This is a genomic window from Paenibacillus suaedae (assembly GCF_032337355.1).
Taxonomy (GTDB): Bacteria; Bacillota; Bacilli; order Paenibacillales; family Paenibacillaceae; genus Paenibacillus_B; species Paenibacillus_B suaedae.
In genome coordinates this window covers 303,308-322,376 of sequence record NZ_JAVYAA010000006.1, presented here as the reverse complement: position 1 = coordinate 322,376, position 19,069 = coordinate 303,308, and the positions used below count along the sequence as shown (strand labels likewise).

The 19,069-nt window shown below is 47.4% G+C and carries 3 protein-coding genes; all 3 read left to right on the top strand.

Annotated features, from left to right (window positions below):
- Positions 1–153 precede the first annotated feature (153 nt).
- The 3 genes from RQP50_RS22740 (at position 154) to RQP50_RS22730 (ending at position 18,984) form a co-directional block, all read left to right on the top strand.
- Positions 154–1,479 carry an MFS transporter gene (locus tag RQP50_RS22740; RefSeq protein ID WP_251484497.1) on the top strand — a complete coding sequence of 442 codons (1,326 nt, stop codon included), beginning with the start codon at positions 154–156 and terminating at the stop codon, positions 1,477–1,479.
- Between the two features lie 411 nt (positions 1,480–1,890).
- Positions 1,891–2,367: a DUF6790 family protein gene (locus RQP50_RS22735; protein WP_315746832.1), complete on the top strand. Its 477-nt coding sequence runs from the start codon at positions 1,891–1,893 to the stop codon at positions 2,365–2,367.
- 12 nt (positions 2,368–2,379) lie between these two features.
- Complete coding sequence (locus tag RQP50_RS22730) at positions 2,380–18,984, top strand: non-ribosomal peptide synthetase/type I polyketide synthase (RefSeq protein ID WP_315746831.1); 16,605 nt, start codon at positions 2,380–2,382, stop codon at positions 18,982–18,984.
- Positions 18,985–19,069 lie beyond the last annotated feature (85 nt).

Sequence of the window (19,069 nt, the reverse complement as noted above, 5' to 3'; positions counted from 1 at the left end):
ACGTCTTGACAACAGGCTTGTATAAGGATAAAAATGTTAGTATTAGTTAATGCTGTTACTCGATCGGAAGTAGATAATAGAAGGAGGGTTTTTGGTTAATTATATATTGCTTGTACAATTTCATAGCAACCATTTAAGGAAAAGGGGTAGAACATGGATACGCTTCAACAGAAACTATTTTCCAAGTTCCTTCTAGTCTGGTTCGGCCAGCTCATATCGAATATTGGCAGCGGTCTGACTGCCTTTACGCTCGGTATCCTAGTATTGCAGCAAACACAAAGCCCGACCAGCTATGCCATGGTCATATTTTGCTCGTTTATGCCATCTCTGTTGCTTAAGCCGGTCGGGGGTGTTCTCGCCGATCGCTTCGACCGCAGGTTGATGATGATCTTAGGTGATGCAGGCTCTGCTTTTGGTCTCATATTCATTTTGGCCTTCGTGCTGATGGGCAGCTTGGAGGTATGGCACATATACGTAGGGGCATCCATTAGTTCGATATTCGGTGCCTTGCATAATCCCGCCTACAAAGCTTCTGTTACCGACTTCGTCAGTGAAGAAAAATACACCCAAGCAAGCGGCTTGATGCAGCTTGCCTCCACTTCTCAGTTTCTAGTCTCCCCAGTTCTAGCTGGTATCTTGATTACGATTATGGACATCAAATACATATTAGTCATTGATATTTTGTCATTTATCATCGCGGCGCTATTGGTTGTATGGGTTAGAAGCAATCGGGTAGTTGCTGAGCAAGCTAAGCTCCAGAATCATCATGTTGAAGAGCAGGTCAAGCTAAGTTTTTGGCATGAGCTGAAAGAAGGAATGCGGACAATCAACGCCAATAAAGGGATTGTCGTACTCATTACACTTACTTCTGTATTGTGCTTCTATATTGGATTTTTGCAGACATTGCTTGCTCCGATGATGTTGAACTTTACAGATCCGAAGACGTACGGAATCTCTCTATCCGTCTGTGCGTCGGGCTTGCTAGTCAGCAGTTTGCTGATTAGTATTTTTGGAGGAATTAAGAAGCATGTCGCTACAATGACGGTATGTCTTGTCTTTGTTGGGCTCTTCTATTCGCTTATCGGCGTTTCGACGAATGTATATGTGATTGTCGTATCAGGATTTCTCTTTTTCTTTGCTCTAGCATTTGTGCAGACGAGCTTGGAAGTATTGATTCGGCAAAATATTGACAATACCGTGCAAGGCCGCGTATGGTCCCTCATATCGGTGGCTACGCAGCTCGGATATCCGATTGCCTATGTTCTTTCTGGTGTATTGGCCGAGCATGTATTCAATCCGCTATTAGTGGAAGGCGGTTTGCTCGCTACATCAGTTGGCAGCATTATTGGCATTGGACCAGGTCGTGGCATTGGCTTTATGTTTATTGTGTTTGGAATTCTCATCGCATTCTTATCGTTTGTTACAGGTCGAACCAAAGTGATTAAAGAATTGGAAAGCAATGCAGTGGATGAGAAATAAAAAAGAGATGAATACCATTAATACAATATAATGACAACAAAATATAAGCGCTCTTTCTTTATCCAAACACGGCTGTGATTTATCGTGCTTCGATAGGCAAGAAGGGGTGCTTTTTTTTATGTTCTTCGCAGGGAAATACACGTGTAAATCGCACTATATCAAGGATTTGGGAGATAAGGTCAGCATTAATAGACCGAATAGAGGAAAAACTCTGGTTCGTCAAAATGATCAGAATTGGAGAGAAGTCAATAGACAGAAAAGAAACAAAATTTCAGGAATATTGGATTAAATCCATTTGGGACAATTGATGACAGATATTGTTTAGTATAAAAATAATATTATTGACAGAATTAACCTTTCAACTTTATTATCTTTGGTAACAAATCTATCAATTGAGAGGAGCTTGTAACGATGTGGTTTCTGTTGTTATGGGGATTGGGAATTGTCTCAGCGGTAGTACAGCTTTGGATCAACGGTTTTTCAGCAAATACGAGCGAAATTGCGAATGTGCTGTTGTTGCATCAGTTTGTTGTGACATTTGGCTTAGTGGGTGTCATAGGATTTATTTACAACATTGCGATTGCTGACAGAACTGCATCTCAATTGGGCTGGCCAGGCGGGCCGTTTCAAGTCAAGTACGGATTTTCCCAAGTTGGTCTTGGGGTGATGGGAATTATGGCAATTTGGTTTCACGGCAACTTCTGGGTAGGTGTACTTGTCACGATGTACATATACGGGTTAAGCGGTTTGTGGTCTCATACATATGTCATGATTAAGAACAAGAAAGTTGATGCAGACAGTATTGGAAATCTGATCATGGATGTCGTGTACCAAACGTTCATTACGGTTCTGTCGATCATGGCTGGCGGAATCTGGGTCTTCAACTAAGGAGGTCTAGCTATGGTAACGCGCAGACTAGAATTAACAGAAGTCCAGAAGGGAATATTCTTCGATTGCCAAATTGACGACCCGCTCTCTTATAACATTACAGCTTCCATCATGCTTGAAGGAGTAAACGAGGCTCGGTTAGAGCAAGCTCTGAAACTAGTCATTGAGGAGCAGGAAGCCTTGCGATGCAGTCTTGATGTCAGTGATGAAATGCCTCTCCTCGTTGTCCACGAACGAATCAATATTCAACTAACAAAGTTAGATTTCTCTGCAGAACCTGAACTTCAGGAAGAACGGGTAAAGCTTCAGGTTGAGCAAGAGTTAAACCGAGTATTTGACCTCACAGCAGCTCCGCTATTTCACACAAGCTTGATTAAGCTATCTGACAAGAAGCATATTTTTCTCATCAGCATTCATCACATCATTTCCGACGGATTATCACTCGAAGTGTTGAAGCAAAAGCTCTTGGAATACGATCATAAGCTCGCACGAAAAGAGCCAATTGAAATAAAGCCGAATACGGGATTTACCGACTTCATGAGCCAAGAAAATACAAAACTTGCTCAGGGAGGGTACGACAAAGAAAGAGAGTATTGGGCGAAAAAGATGATAGGTGCAGAGCCTCTTGCCCTGCCGAATGACTTTATTCGACATCAAGTTCATGGCATCGGCAAGGAAAAACGAATCGAGATCTCATCTGATCTATTGCAACAGATTCATAAACAGGCGAGGGAACAGGAAGTTACGACCTTTATGTTTGTATTGGCCGCATTCGGTGTACTGTTGAATCGTTATACGCAGCAAGAGGATGTTGTGTTCTCCTCACCATTTTCATATCGTCCTGATATGGATTTCGAGGAATCGATAGGCTGCTTTGTGTATATGCTGCCCATGCGTCTGCTGCTGAAGGATGAACAGAGCTTCTCCGAAGCACTGCAGCAAGTGTCGAAGGAGTTTATCGAAGTCTACAAGCATATCGGTTATCCGAACAATCTGATTATGCGAGATAATCAATTGCTCCCATTGCCGGGAACTCCATCTATCTTCGATGTTAGCTTCGTATATGATATCGTAGAAGACAGCGATCAGTACGAACTTAAGGCAGAAATCCTCGATCAAGATCGCGTAACATTTCCCGGAAGCCTAATGGTTATCCTGCAACATACCCCTCACAAAGATTTGATTAAACTTCAATACAAGCCAGAACTTTTTGCAGATGAAACGATTGATTTATTAGGTCTTCGCTTCATGAAACTGCTGGAACTGGTAAGCGGACAGGCAGACATCAAGATCGGAGAAGCGGAGTTGCTGTTGGAGCAAGAACGAAGCCTTATCCTGCAACAATTTAATCAAACTTCCTATTTTACATACGAACCTCGTACCATCATTGAACTATTCCACTCCAAGGTCGCTAAGCATCCGGAACGAAAGGCATTGATCGACCAAGACCAAGTTGAGACATATGCTAGTGTTCATGCAAAAGCTAATCAATTGGCTCGCAATATCCTTCAGAAAACGCAAGGAACTCCATCCTGTATCGGCATTCAGCTGGAACGATCAGCTAACTTAGTCATTAGTTTATTAGCGGTTCTTAAGGCGGGATGTGCATACGTGCCTATAGATCCAATGTATCCGTCAGCTAGAAAACAATTTATTTTCGAAGATGCGAATGTGTCTTATCTTATCACTACGTTAGATCTCCCATTCGAGGAAGAGTGGAAAGTAGACATCATCGATGTGGGTGATCCGAACATATACAGTGGGGATGACTCGATTCCCGAAGTACAGCTGGATCCATACAGTTTGGCCTACATTATGTACACTTCGGGTTCAACCGGCAAGCCGAAGGGCGTCATGATCGAGAATCATAGTGTCGTGAATACATTGCTCGATCTGGAAAGACGTTTTCCGGTGGAAGAACATGATCTGTACCTACTCAAAACACCGCATACGTTCGATGTATCCGGAACGGAATTGTTCGGGTGGTTTATGGGAGAAGGCAGCTTGCTCGTATTGGAGCCAGACGGAGAGAAAAACCCGCAAATCATCTTGGAAGAGATACACAAGCATAAGGTTACTCATATCAATTTCGTACCTACCATGTTCCGAGCCTTCTTGGAACTATTGGATAATGCGGACAATCTGTCAAAGCTAGCCTCCTTGAAGTGGATATGTATTGGAGGGGAGGCTGTAACGCCGGATATTTTGCATAAATTCAATTCGCTGCATACGGATATTAAGCTTGAAAATGTATATGGTCCAACGGAATGCACGATATGGGCTTCCCATTATTCGATTAGGGGCGACGATACAACACGCTCGATTCCAATTGGTGAGCCGCTCAATGAGACGCGCTGGTACATCGTAGGCAAGCAAGATCAATTACAGCCAATTGGGATCGCAGGTGAATTATGTCTTAGCGGTGTAGGCTTGGCCAGGGGATATTTGAATCGGGATGAGCTGACGAAGGAGAAGTTTGTCGCGAATCCGTTCTATCAAGAAGGGATCGATCCGGACTACTTCCGCAATATGTACCACACGGGGGATTTGGCCCGCTGGCTTCCAAGCGGAACGATTGAGTTTCTCGGACGAATTGACTTTCAGGAAAAGGTGCGCGGCGTCCGGCTCGAGACAGGAGAAATCGAGAATGTGCTGTCGCAGATGGAAGGAATTACGCAGGCTATCGTTGTTGTGAAGAAGGAGACAGGCAAGTCGGCTGCGTTGTGCGCCTATTATCTCTCTGACGATGAGATTTCAGTGGCTCAATTGAAGGAGCACCTATCCAAGGAATTGCCAGCGTACATGATTCCTTCCTTCTTTGTACATAAAAGAGAGCTTCCTCTCAATACGAGCGGAAAGGTGAATCGGAATGCGCTGATCGCGGACAAAGACTATTTAGATGCAGCTTCATCAAGCGACATAGCACCGAATACCGATTTAGAGGTTCTTATTGCCTCTGTGTGGCAAGAGGTACTTGGAATTACCCATGTCGGTGTGGATGATAGTTTTTTTGAAATCGGCGGTCACTCAATAGCCTTGATCCAAATGCACAACAAGCTGAAAAAAGCATTGACGCAGGATTTCCCAATCACGCTGCTGTTCCAATATCCAACTGTACGATTGCTGGCTGATCATTTCAATCAAGCTGAGGAAGAGACGATTACCGATCGGAAATCATTTTTCCAACGGGACAGAAAAGTCGTTCGATCGGATATCGCGATCATCGGCATGTCCATTCACGCGCCCGGTGCTTCCAATATTCATGATTTCTGGAATAACCTAAAAGGCGGCGTAGAGAGCATCCATTTCTATAAGGATGAAGAATTGCTCGAATTAGGGATTCAGCCCAACCTGCTGAAATCACCGAATTATGTGAAGGCAAAAGGACGCATTGATGGCATTGAGGAGTTCGATCCAAACTTCTTCGAGTATACACCAGGTGAAGTGCAGATGATGTCGCCACAGCTTCGTCTTCTCTATCAAGGGACATGGGAAGCATTAGAGGATGCCGGATATTATCCCGGATCTGATACCTCGAAGATTGGGTTGTTTCTTGGCGGGTCTGACGATTTTGAATGGTATCAGAAGGTTCTGTTCGGCGAAAGTGGATTTAGTGATAAGTATCAAGCTTTTACACTGAGCACGAATCATTTCTTGGCGACTCGGATCGCTTATAAGCTGGATATTAAAGGGCCAGTTTATTCAGCGCTTACAGGCTGCTCGACAACGCTGGTTACCCCTCACTTATCGTGTCAGTCATTAATTCTTGGCGAATGCGATATTGCTGTGGCTGGTGGGATCACGATCGAACTGCCGAATGAGGGGGGCTATTATTACGAGGAAGGCATGATGTTTTCTCCGGATGGACACTGCCGGCCATTCGACGCCAAGGCGAAGGGAACCATGTTCTCGAACGGTATGGGATTAGTCGTGCTGAAGAGATTGGATGAGGCCATTGAGGATGGCGATCATATCTATGCTGTCATTAAAGGTTCCGCGATTAATAATGATGGAAGACAGAAGATTGGTTTTGTGGCGCCAAGTGTGGAAGGACAAGCTGAGGTTATCCAGGAGGCGTATCGTGTTGCAGGCATTGATCCAGAAACGATAACCTATGTTGAGGCTCATGGAACAGGCACTGCGCTCGGCGATCCGATCGAGGTGGAATCTTTAACGAAGGCGTTCGCATCTGAAAAGAAGCAATTTTGTACGTTAGGCTCGGTGAAAGGCAACGTAGGGCATACCGATACAGCTGCTGGAGTGATCGGCTTGGCGAAGGTTGCACTTAGCTTGGAGCACAAATATATCCCGCCAACGGTTAATTATATGGAACCGAATCCCAAAATTGATTTTGCGAGTACGCCATTTACTGTGCAGGCACAAGGAATGGAGTGGATGACCATCGGTACAGGCAGCAAGCGCCGAGCAGGCATCAACTCGTTCGGGGTTGGCGGTACGAACGCCCATATGGTATTGGAGGAAGCTCCGAGCATGATGGACAGCAGCGATCCGGAGCAGGTGAATTTGCTTGTGTTCTCCGCCAAGAGCAAGGAGGCGCTTGTCAACACTTCGTACAATATCGTACAGCACTTGATAGACAACCCAAGCATTAACGTTACCGATGCGGCATGGACATTACAGATAGGAAGGAAGCCATTTGCCTACCGTAAGGCGCTCGTCGTGAATAACCGCTACGCCGATGATCCACAGCTTCTGCTGAAACAGCTGCAAGACGCTGCTGTTCATGAGGTGCAGCCAGCCAAGCGGCAGGTATACTTCCTGTTTCCAGGACAAGGGAGCCAGTACCAAGGAATGGGTCGTTCCTTGTACCGTTCCGCTGAACAAAGCGCAGTTTCCCGCATATTCAAGCGGCATATGGATCATGTGCTGTCATGCCTGACTGAAGACGAACGGCTGATGTTCGAGGATATGATATACGGCGTTGGCGATAGCTCACGAATCAATCAGACGGAGAACAGTCAATTTGCACTGTTTGGCACAAGCTACTCATTGGCGCTTACGATGCTGGAGCTTGGCGTGATGCCGGCAGGAATGATTGGACACAGCATTGGAGAACTTGCCGCGGCAACGGTCGCAGGTGTATTCGAACTGAAGGACGCGGTGGAGATTGTTCGCTTGCGCGGACGTCTGATGCAGCAGCAGGAGCCAGGAGTAATGCTTGCCGTTATGGCGACAGCAAGCATGGCAGAGCCGGAACTGATTCCGAATGTGTGGATTGCGCTGGAAAATACGACAAATAGCTGCGTCGTTGGCGGGCGGGAAGAAGCGATTGCACAATTCGAAGCGAAGTGCGAGCAGCTCGGCTGGAAGGCAGTTCGGGTAAAAACATCCCATGCCTTCCATACGCCGATGATGGAGGAGGCTGCTCGTGAATTTGAGAAGCGGCTGTCCGCTTATCGGTTCAACGAGCCTCGTATTCCGATCGTCTCGAATGTGACCGGAGAATGGGTGTCGCCGAGCGAAATGAATCGGCCGTCCTACTGGGCAGCGCATATTTTACGACCAGTGAACTTCGCTAAATGCCTGACACAAATCTTAAAGTCGGAGCACGATGTATTCATCGAAGTCGGGGCGGGTCGTACCTTAAGTACTTTTGCGAGACAACATGAATCCAAGGCTGCCGGTCAACATTTCGTGAACTTAATACGCCATCCGCAAGAGGCGCTGGATGATGTGGAATATATTCATCATAAGCTAGGACTCCTATGGGGAGCGGGTGTCGATCTCGATTGGAAAGCCATGCGAGGCAATACTGTTCGCAAGCGTGTGTCGCTACCAACCTATGTGTTTGACAAAGGACATTTCCCAATTGATATCGCGTTTAGCCCTCCCCAAGCATCATTGCCACGATCAAATGCTGCTGTGCATCAATCGTCTTATTCTCAGCATTCGCAGAATCATGTGGATCGTCTCGCAGTGGCAGCGACACTTCGTAACCAGAGTGAACTAGAGCAGGCGGTATTGGTTGCGTATAAATCTGTATTCGGTTTCGACATGATTGCAAGTGATCAAGACTTCTTTTCGCTCGGCGGCGACTCCTTGAAGGCGGTTAGCTTGGCTCATGCGATTCAGCAGCATGCAGGTATCAAGGTGGAGATTGTTGATTTATTCACTTATTCATCACCGATCACATTGGTCGCTCATTTGTATGAGAATTCAGCATACTCTTATCAGCAAGTGCAAATCGCACCTGCGGCACAAAGAGATTACTATCCATTGTCATCTGCTCAAAATCGGATGTATGCACTGCATCTGCTTGATCCAAGCAGCGTTGCTTATAACCTTCCATCTGCTACGAAGATTAGAGGGCTGCTGGACAGAACCCGAGTAGAACAAACACTGGAAAAGCTCATGTTGCGCCACGAATCTTTGCGGACTTCCTTTGACATTATCGGCGATCAAGCCGTTCAAATCATTCATGATTCCGTAGATATTCCTTTTACGTATCGGGAAATAGACCGTTTCAATGACGAGGATATCATGCCATTGATCCGTTCATTCATTAAGCCATTCTCTTTAGGAAGTGCGCCATTGTTCCGAGTCGAACTCATTCGCACAGGCTCGGACGAGCAGCTGTTGTTGTTCGACATGCACCACAGCATTGCGGACGGCACATCCATGGAGATTATTACGAGAGACTTCAACGCGTTGTATTTCGGGGAGTTGACGCAGCCGGTTCTTCAGTACAAAGATTATGCAGTCTGGCAAGCGGAGCAGCAGTCTGCTGGACAAGAAATCCACGATCAGCGGGCATACTGGCTCCAGCAGCTTGGCGGTGAACTGCCTGTACTGGAATTGCCGACAGATTATGAACGACCGCCTGTCAAGGACTTCCATGGCGACCGGATTTATTTCCACATTGAAGAAGATTGCGCGGCGAAGCTCATTCAACTGGCTCAAGAAACGGGATCGACGCTGTATATGATGATGTTGAGTGCATGGTATGTCCTGCTAGCCCGTTATTCTGGTCAGGAGGATATTATCGTCGGTACACCTGTAGCGGGAAGAACGCAGGAAGAGACGAAAGATACCGTCGGCATGTTTGTGAATATGCTTGCGATGCGGAACCGTCCGTTGAGCCAGAAGTCGTTTGCGGAGTTTCTGCATGAAGTGAAGGAGAACGCACTGAAGGCATTTTCGAACCAAGACTGCCAATTTGACGAACTCGTTGACCGTATGCACTTGCAACGAGAATTCAACCGCAATCCACTGTTTGATGTCTGCTTCGACTTTCAAAATATGGAGTTCCATGAGCTTGAAATCGATGGCATCTCGTTTGCACCATATGCTTTCCCGACAACAACTTCCGCTTATGATCTGGTACTAACCTGTCAGGAAAACAAAAAAGAGAAGACGGTAGAAGGTTTCCTAGAATATGCGACGGGATTGTTCCGCAAGGAAACCGTGCAGCGAATGATCGGACACTTTCAGGCCATTTTGCAGCGCATCACAACGGATATTAATACTAGTCTGGGGCAGATCGAATTCTTGACGCCAGAAGAAAAGTTATGGATTGTGACTGATGTGAATCATACGGCGCTGCCATATGACGAGAACCTAGTAATTGTAGAGCTGTTCGAACACCATGCACGAACACAACCAGACAAACCGGCGCTTATCGTAACCGATGGACGACAGCTTACGTACCGCGAAGTGAATGAACAAGCCAATGCGATCGCGCACCACTTGATTGAACAAGGTGTTACAGCGGATACGCTGGTTGGCGTGATGCCAAGACGGGATGAGTACTTAATCGTGTCACTGCTGGCGGTGCTGAAGGCAGGCGGAGCATATGTTCCGATCGATCCAGCATTCCCGAAGGAACGAATCACGTACATGCTCACAGAGAGCAATGTGAATATTCTATTATGTCCACAAGAGTATCAAGCGGGCATTGAGTTTGCAGGGGAAATGGTAGATTGCAGAGAGATCATAAACTCTATCAGAAATCACAATACAGAAGACTGCAGCAATCCTGTATCACGAACTCATCAAAACAACTTAGCTTGTGTCATCTTTACGTCAGGTTCAACGGGCAAGCCGAAAGGAGTCATGATCAATCAAGGCTCTATCCTCAATTTCATTCAAGATATTCAACAGAGAGGTGTGTTCCAGCACGAAGAGGATCGTGTCATTTGTGTAACGACGTTATCCTTTGATATTTTTGCATTCGAGTCGATTGTTCCACTGTGCACGGGCCACTCCGTATATATTGCTAATGAGAGTGAACAGTTGGATCCGATGCTGGCGAATGAGAAAATTGTTCAGCACAAGGTTACGCATCTGTTAAGCACGGTATCGCGAATTAAGGCATTTGTTGAGAATTCGGATTTTGCACCTGCGCTGAAGCAGCTTGCCTGTATTTTGAGCGGAGGGGAGAATTATCCTGACGCCTTGTTGAAAGACTTGCAAACTCGTTCCGAAGCAAGATTATTCAATATGTACGGCCCGACAGAAACAACCATCTGGTCGGTAGCGAAGGAGTTGACGGCTTCCAAGTCGGTTACAATTGGACAGCCGATTGCGAACACACAAGCGTATATCATCAGCGATTCTGGACTGCTGCAGCCGGTAGGGGTATTCGGCGAATTATGCTTGGCTGGACATGGACTTGCACGCGGATATTTGAACAATCCGGAGGAAACGAAGCGCAAATTTTTCGAAACAGAACAGCTTCCGGGCTGCCGCCTCTATCGCACAGGGGATCGCGGACGATTGCTTGCCAATGGCGAAATCGAACTGATGGGACGGCTGGATTCGCAGATCAAAGTACGCGGATATCGGGTGGAGCTTGATGAGATTGAGAAGGTTGTTCAGAAGCATGAACATATTAGACAGGCTGTAGCTGCTGCTTACGACGATAAGCGCGGGAACAAACAGCTTGGATTATATTGCACGGTTAAAAAAGAAGCGGATGTTGACGGAGAAGCGCATATATGGCTCAAGCCGTGGTTGCGAGAGAAGCTGCCTCATTATATGATTCCTGGCTTCGTTCGTCAGCTGGAGGAGATGCCGACGCTTCCAAATGGAAAGATTGACAAGAAAGCACTGCCGCTCCCACAAGAGTCATCGGAAATGACGGGACAAACGAAATTGCCTTCAACAGGATTGGAGAAGGCGATATTGGATATTTGGAAGGATGTGCTCGGAACCGATCGCATTAGCGTGCGGGATAATTTCTTCGACGTTGGCGGGAACTCATTGGGACTAATCCTGATTAATAATCGGATCAATTCTCTGATCGGGCGTTCCATTCCGTTAATGCAGCTGTTCCAATATCCAACGATTGAATCATTAGTCAAGAGTATCGGCATTCCTTCAGAATTGCAGGACATTGGTCTTGCAATGCCAGTTGCTCCAGTTGCTGCTGAAAGTCATGCGACAGCAGATATCGCAGTGATAGGGATGGCGGGACGATTCCCAGGAGCGCCTACGATTGATGCATTTTGGGATAATATCGTATCTGGCGTAGAGTCAGTTGTGGAGTTCTCAGACGAAGAACTGCTGCAAGCTGGCGTGGATGCTGACATGCTGTCTCATCCGAAGTATGTGAAGGCAAAAGGTTACCTTGATGGTATCGAGTATTTCGACTCCGCATTTTTCGATTATCCCTATCAGGAAGCCAACATGATGGATCCGCAAATTCGGCTGCTTCATGAATGCGTATGGGAAGTGCTGGAGAATGGGGGATACAATCCTTCCGCATACAAGGGGTTAATTGGCCTGTTTGCCGGAAGTGGCTCCAATCTTCCTTGGATGATTCAATTCTTAGGTCATCAACAAGATCTGCTTCGTGCATTCGAAGCGATTACCTTAAATGAAAAAGATTTTCTGACGACCCGTGTGTCATACAAGCTCAATTTGAAAGGGCCTAGCTTCAATGTGCAAACCGCTTGCTCAACTTCATTAGTAGCGATTCATCAAGCGGTACAGTCACTGCAGCGTGGAGAGTCGAATATGGCGATTGCCGGTGGAGTGTCCATTTCCTATCCGCGGAAGGAAGGCTACTTATGGCATGAAGGCATGATCTTCTCCCAAGACGGGCACTGCAAGCCATTCGCGGAGGATTCATCGGGAACCGTATCTGGCAATGGATGCGGTGTTGTACTCCTCAAGCCGCTAGCCGCAGCCCTTAGAGATGGCGATCATATCTACGGTGTCATTAAGGGATCGGCAATGAATAATGATGGCCTTGAGAAAATCGGGTACACGGCTCCTAGTGTGAGCGGTCAAGCCCAGGTCATTCAATCTGCCCTTAGACAGGCTGGCGTATCGGCTGAGGATATCCACTATGTTGAGGCACACGGGACAGGAACGAAATTGGGAGATCCGATCGAGATTGAAGCCCTGAAGCAAGCATGGGATACGAAGAAGACGGGCTATTGCGCCATCGGTTCTGTAAAAGCGAATATCGGGCATCTCGATTCTGCGGCAGGGGTGGCAGGCTTCATCAAGACCGTTCTGTCCCTGTATCATCGAACGATTCCGCCTTTACTTCATTTTGCGAAGCCGAATCCTGCAATTGATTTTGCAAACAGTCCATTTTATGTGAATACACAGGCTGAATATCGGACGGATCGGAGTCAAATCTTGCGGGCTGGTGTAAGCTCCTTCGGTATCGGTGGAACGAATGTGCACGTCGTGCTGGAGCAGCCGCCTGAAATAAGCCGATTCCGGCCATCGGAACCTGTCAATTTGCTCTTGTTCTCAGCTAGGAGTCAATCGGCATTGACCCATACGAGTGAGGCTGTGTTGGAGTACTTGCACAGCCATCCAGAAGTCCATATCTCGGATGCCGCTTGGACATTGCAAATGGGGCGCAAGCCGTTCGAATACCGCAAGGCGCTCCTCTTAGATGGAGGTTTACCATATGAGACGAAGGAAATGCAGCAATTCCTTCAACAATCCGGATTGCGTATTCAGGACGGCAGACCGACCGCTCACTTTTATATTGCTGCGGAAGCGGGGGTTTATCGCGATTTAGGCCGAGATTGGTATACATCAACGACGCAAAATCTACATCCGCTAGCGGCAACATTCAACCGCCATGTGGAACGGGTGATTGCATGCACGGAACTCGATAAGAGGGATGCCTTCCATCAGTTGCAAGATGACCCTGCATTGGAATGGTTTACTGTAAGTTACGGGATAGCAATGAGTTTGATCGATGTTGGTGTCCTGCCAGATGGACTATTCGGTCAAGGCATTGGTGAGGTATGTGCCTTAACGGTTGCTGGTGTATTGGCCTTGGAGCACGCGGTTGAATGGGTACAAACAAGCGGGAAATGGCTGCAAGGTTTGGAAGAAGGGGCGCTAGAGGCTGTAGTGAATGGTGCCGGGACAGAGGCGGTTAGAAAGCAACTATTCTATTATCCACTCCGTCCATCCCGAATTCCACTCATTGATGTAAGCCATAATAGCAGCACTATTGAAGAAATCAGTGTAAGTGTCGTTGCGATCGGCTGCGAATGTTCGGATTACGCGTCTGCCACATCCCAACATTCACATCGAACGGAGGCGCAGGATTCGCCGTCGGTTCATAGGCTGCAAGCTGGCGGGAATGGAGCATCTAGCTGGATAGAATTCCAACGCTTGCTTGCCCAGCTGTGGTGTGAAGGCTTCGAGATTGATTGGTCGATGCTGCATCCGGAGAGCGGAAGACAGCGTATCCCGCTGCCGACCTATGTGTTCGATGCGACGTATCATGAGCATGATGTGATTCTTAATGCATTTGAGCTGAAGCGTAAGGAAGAAGGTTCATGTGTCCAAACCCTGTCGCAAGCTCAGCAGATCGAGATTGGTCAGTCATCCAGTATTAGGAGTCGGGATACCATCAGTGAGCAATTAGCAGAATTATGGCAGGAGCTTCTCGGCTGCGGCGAGGTAAAGGCTGAGGATGATTTCTTCGTCATAGGCGGTCATTCGTTGAAGGCCATTTCCTTGTCCGCCAACATACAACAAGCATTTAAGCTGGATATGTCATTGACGGAAATATTCGATAATGCCGTATTTAACCAGATGGTGGACTGGATATGGACAAACCGCGCTGACGAGCAGGAATTCATGGCGATTCAGTCTGTTGCGAACAAGCCTTATTATGAAGTCTCATCTGCGCAGAAGCGCATGTATGCCGTACATGAGCTGGTTGGCGATGCGGTTCCTTACAATTTGGCCTCCGTATATGTGGTGGAAGGGCAGCTTGACAAGGCAAGATGCAAGTCAATCATTGATGAAATTGTGCAAAGACATGAATCGCTGCGCACTCGGTTCCAGATCGTAAATGGAGAAGTAGTCCAAATCATTGAGGACGAGGTGCCTTCCGTTGTTGAATTCAACACTACAACTGAGGAAGGCGTGGAAGCTGAAATCAAGTCTTTCATCCGGCCGTTTGATTTGGCGCAGGTGCCGCTGCTCCGCGTAAGATGGACGAGCATACACGAGGAGAAGCACATTCTGCTCATCGATATGCACCATATTATATCGGATCAGTATTCGATAGCGATTTTACTAGAAGAGATGCAAGCACTGTATGCTGGCAAGACACTAACGCCATTGTCCCTGCAATATAAGGATTTTGCTGCTTGGCAAAATGAATTCTTCAAGAGCGAAGCATTTGGTACACAGCTTCAATATTGGAAAGAAGAATTTGCAGGCGAGATTCCGACGCTCAATATGATGACAGATTACGTAAGACCGCCTGTGCTTACCTTCTCGGGCGATGAAGTGGAATTCGAATTTGGTGAAGCACTCAGTGGGCGGCTGGAACAGTTGGGATCTGAGCGAGGATTGACCCCTTATATGATTCTCATGGCTGTTTTGAAGCTGACGCTGTGGAAGATTACGGGCCAACAGGATCTTATTGTGGGTACAGGAATTGCAGGTAGACGCCATGCCAATCTCGAGCCGATCGTCGGAATGTTCGTCAATACATTGGCAATCCGTTCACAAATTGATGAAAGCCTAAGCGTGGGCGAGTACCTGCAATACATGAAAGAGAAGATGCTGAAGGCCTATGAAAATCAAGATTGCCAGTTCGAGATGCTGCTTGAGGAGCTTCATATCGAGAAGAACATCGCAAGAAATCCGCTGTTTGATGTCGTTATCAATTACATTACGATGGGCACGGAGGAATTGGAACTGGACGGATTATCACTAACTCCTAGGCCAATGATGAACAAGGATTCGAAGTTCGACCTCACTTGGACAATCGAGAAACGGAACAATCGCTATGTGGCTTTCTTGGAATACAATACGAGTTTGTTCACCAGACAACGAATCGAATCTTATGGAACGCGATTGCTCCACATGCTTACGCAATTGACTGAAGATACAACACGTAGGCTGAGTGAGCTTACGCTTGTAACACCACAGGAGAAAGAGTGGCTGCTGCACGAGTTGAATCCAGCAGTTACGCTGGAAGCAGACCATCCAACGCTTGCACAGTTGTTTGAAGAACAGGTGGAGCTGCATGGGCAGCGCCCTGCAATTGTGTGGAATGATGAAGAACTGACTTATGCAGAGTTGAATAGCCGAGCGAACAGGCTCGCTACACGCCTTGCAGGCATGCATGTTCAACAGGGAGATCATATAGCGATATTGCTCGATCGTGGGCCGCTGCAGATTGTGAGCATTCTAGCTATTTTGAAGCTGGGCTGCACCTATGTGCCGATCGACCCAGATTATCCGCAGTCTCGGATCGCCTTCATGCTGGAGGATAGCGGTGCTTCTCTCATCCTCACAGATTCAGTGCTGCAATCCACCCTTGACGAGTCACTCCCTCGACTGTTGCTGGATCGTGAGGGAGGTCGGGCAGCAGAAGATGACGATGGATCTCACGACTCAGCATCATGGACAACCAATATCGGTTCCAATATCGGAGATGCAGACGATACAGCATATATCATGTACACGTCAGGTTCGACAGGAACACCGAAGGGAGTACTTGTTAGTCACCGCAATGTAGCCCGTGTTGTGAAGAACGCGAATTACGTGACGATACTGCACAGTGACAGAATGCTTCAATTGTCCAATTACGCATTTGACGGTTCGGTATTCGATATTTTTGGAGCGATTCTGAATGGTGCTTGTTTAGTCATCATCTCGAAGGACTCGGCAATCGAAATTGCGCAGTTGGCCAAGTTCATTGAGCAGGAGCGAATCACGGCCTTCTTCATCACGTCAGCATTGTTCAATATGCTGGTGGATTGGGATGTAACCGCACTGAAGCATGTCCGGAAATTGCTGATTGGCGGGGAAGCCATTTCGATACCGCATGCACGCAAAGCGGTAGAGTACCTAGGGCCGGATACATTGATCAATGGGTACGGGCCAACGGAGACGACGGTATTTGCTGCCTACTATCCAATCGGACATACGGACGAGCACGTGCACAGCATTCCAATCGGATATCCGCTCTCCCAGACCAAGCTGTACATCTTGGATCAGCAAGGGCAATTAGTGCCTCCATATGTACCTGGTGAGCTGTATATCGGCGGAGCGGGCGTAAGCAAAGGATACTTAAACCGGGATGAACTGACCGTACAGCGATTCGTGAACGATCCATTCGACAAAACGGGCAAGCTGTACCGAACTGGGGACTTGGTATGGAGGCTTCCTACAGGGGAGATTGGCTTCATTGGTCGACTTGATTTCCAAGTCAAAATCAGAGGCTTCCGGATTGAGCTTGGAGAGGTCGAAAATCATATCCAGCACGTCAGCGGCGTGAAGGAGGCAGTTGTATTAGCGAGAACAGATCGAACCGGCAGCATGTACATGGTTGCATACTACACCGTTGAGCAGGCAGACCGTGCGGATGGACAGGGATGGAATCAAGAGCAGATGAAAGCACTGCTGCGCGAAAAGCTTCCAGCCTATATGATTCCTGCTCGTCTGATCAAGCTTGAACGAATGCCTCTCAATATAAATGGAAAGATCGATCGTCAGGCCCTGAAGAACATCAGTGAGAATGAGCAGGGTCAGTCGACATATGCGGCTCCGAGAACCGAGGTCGAACAGACGATTCTGCGCTGCATGCAAGAAGTGCTGGATCAGGAGAGACTCGGTATTACAGACGATTTCTTCAAGCATGGGGGGCATTCCATTAAGGCTATCGCACTTGTTCAGGCTCTGCTGCAAGCTGGGCTTCAATTGAAGGTGAATGAAATTTTCATGTATCCGACAGTCGAGCAGTTGGCTGCGCTTCCTGGATTGAGCAGCTCTCGTTCGTCCTCATTTCTCCAAAAGCACGACGACCCATGGAGAGAGGGAGCAGCGGTCGAGCTTTCTGAGCAGCAAATCCTGTTGCTTGTGCAGCATGTACGTGTCTCATGCTCGCTTATTTCCACAATGATGGCTTCAGCGGATCGAGTTGGCCGTTTCCCATTGTCGCCTGTCCAACTCGCACACGGAGCATTCGGGGCTCAAGTCAGCGGATTTGTTACTTCTATTCACGATGTGGACGAGAAGTTCCTTCGCAACTTGCTAGTCACAATTATTCAGCGCAATCAGCTGCTTCATAGCGTAATGGAAGGGGAGGATGAGCCTGCTTGGAGTGAGTATGATAGTACCGCTCTCTCTGCATTCATCGCTCAGCACATTCCGTATATCGATCTGCGGACGTATCACGAGACGACAAAACAACATCTTGTGGACGGCTTGACTGGCGTTATTTTGTCAGAACCCTATATAGCGGGCCATTTGCCTTGGAGATTGTGCTGTCTGCGTGTATCAGATGATACCCATCAGATTCTATGGGGATTCGACCATATTGCCTTTGATGGGATGAGTGCAGAAGTTGTGCGTCGTCAATTTGAACAGGGGATAGCAGGCAGGGACGACGAGCCTATTCAGCCGTATGCAGATTATGTAACACTGCTGTCCAAGGGGCCAGTAGGTATCACGGAACAGGATATCATCGAATACCATGAGCTGCGAGTATGGAAAGAGCAGAACAGCTCCATCATAGACAGTCTGCTCCACGTTCCGAACCGAGAGGTTACGGAGCTTGAGCTGTCCATCCCGATTGCATTGACGAACATAGCAGACCCATGGCAGTATTCGTTTGACTTGGTTGGCGCTTTACTGCGTTCCTATACAGGAATAACCGACGTTCCGCTCGCGATGATCCATTATGGAAGAAGCTATCAGAATCAGGATTTCTACAACAGCGTAGGAGAATTTCTAGATATTATCCCCGTGCTGTTGCACGAAGGACAACCGGCAGCTAGGTTACAAGATGTGATGCAGCATTGCAGACGACATTCGATTAACTTCTTGTCACTGCTGTACCATAAGCAGCTATCAGGGGAATATATCGAACTTGCGAGTCTGCTGGATGCATCTTATCGCAGCGGCGGGCAGCCACAAGCTCTTGTACTCTATAATTTCCAAGGCTATGCATCACAAGAGGAGATTGATGCTTTCCGGAACTCATTCAGTGAACAGGAAGCCAGTGCTCCAGCTCAGCTATCCATTTCCGTCAACTACGATAAAGAACAACTGCGTATTCACTTGGAAAGCCCGCTAGGTCTCAACGCAGACGTTATCCAAGCATTTATTCGTTCATATCTCCATGGTCAATACACCCTCGTGCACTAACTTGGCTTCTGAATTCAATCAACGGCAACTCTTCTTGGTGACGGCTTGCTGAATGCTGTACATCCTGTTCAGCAAGCCACTACTT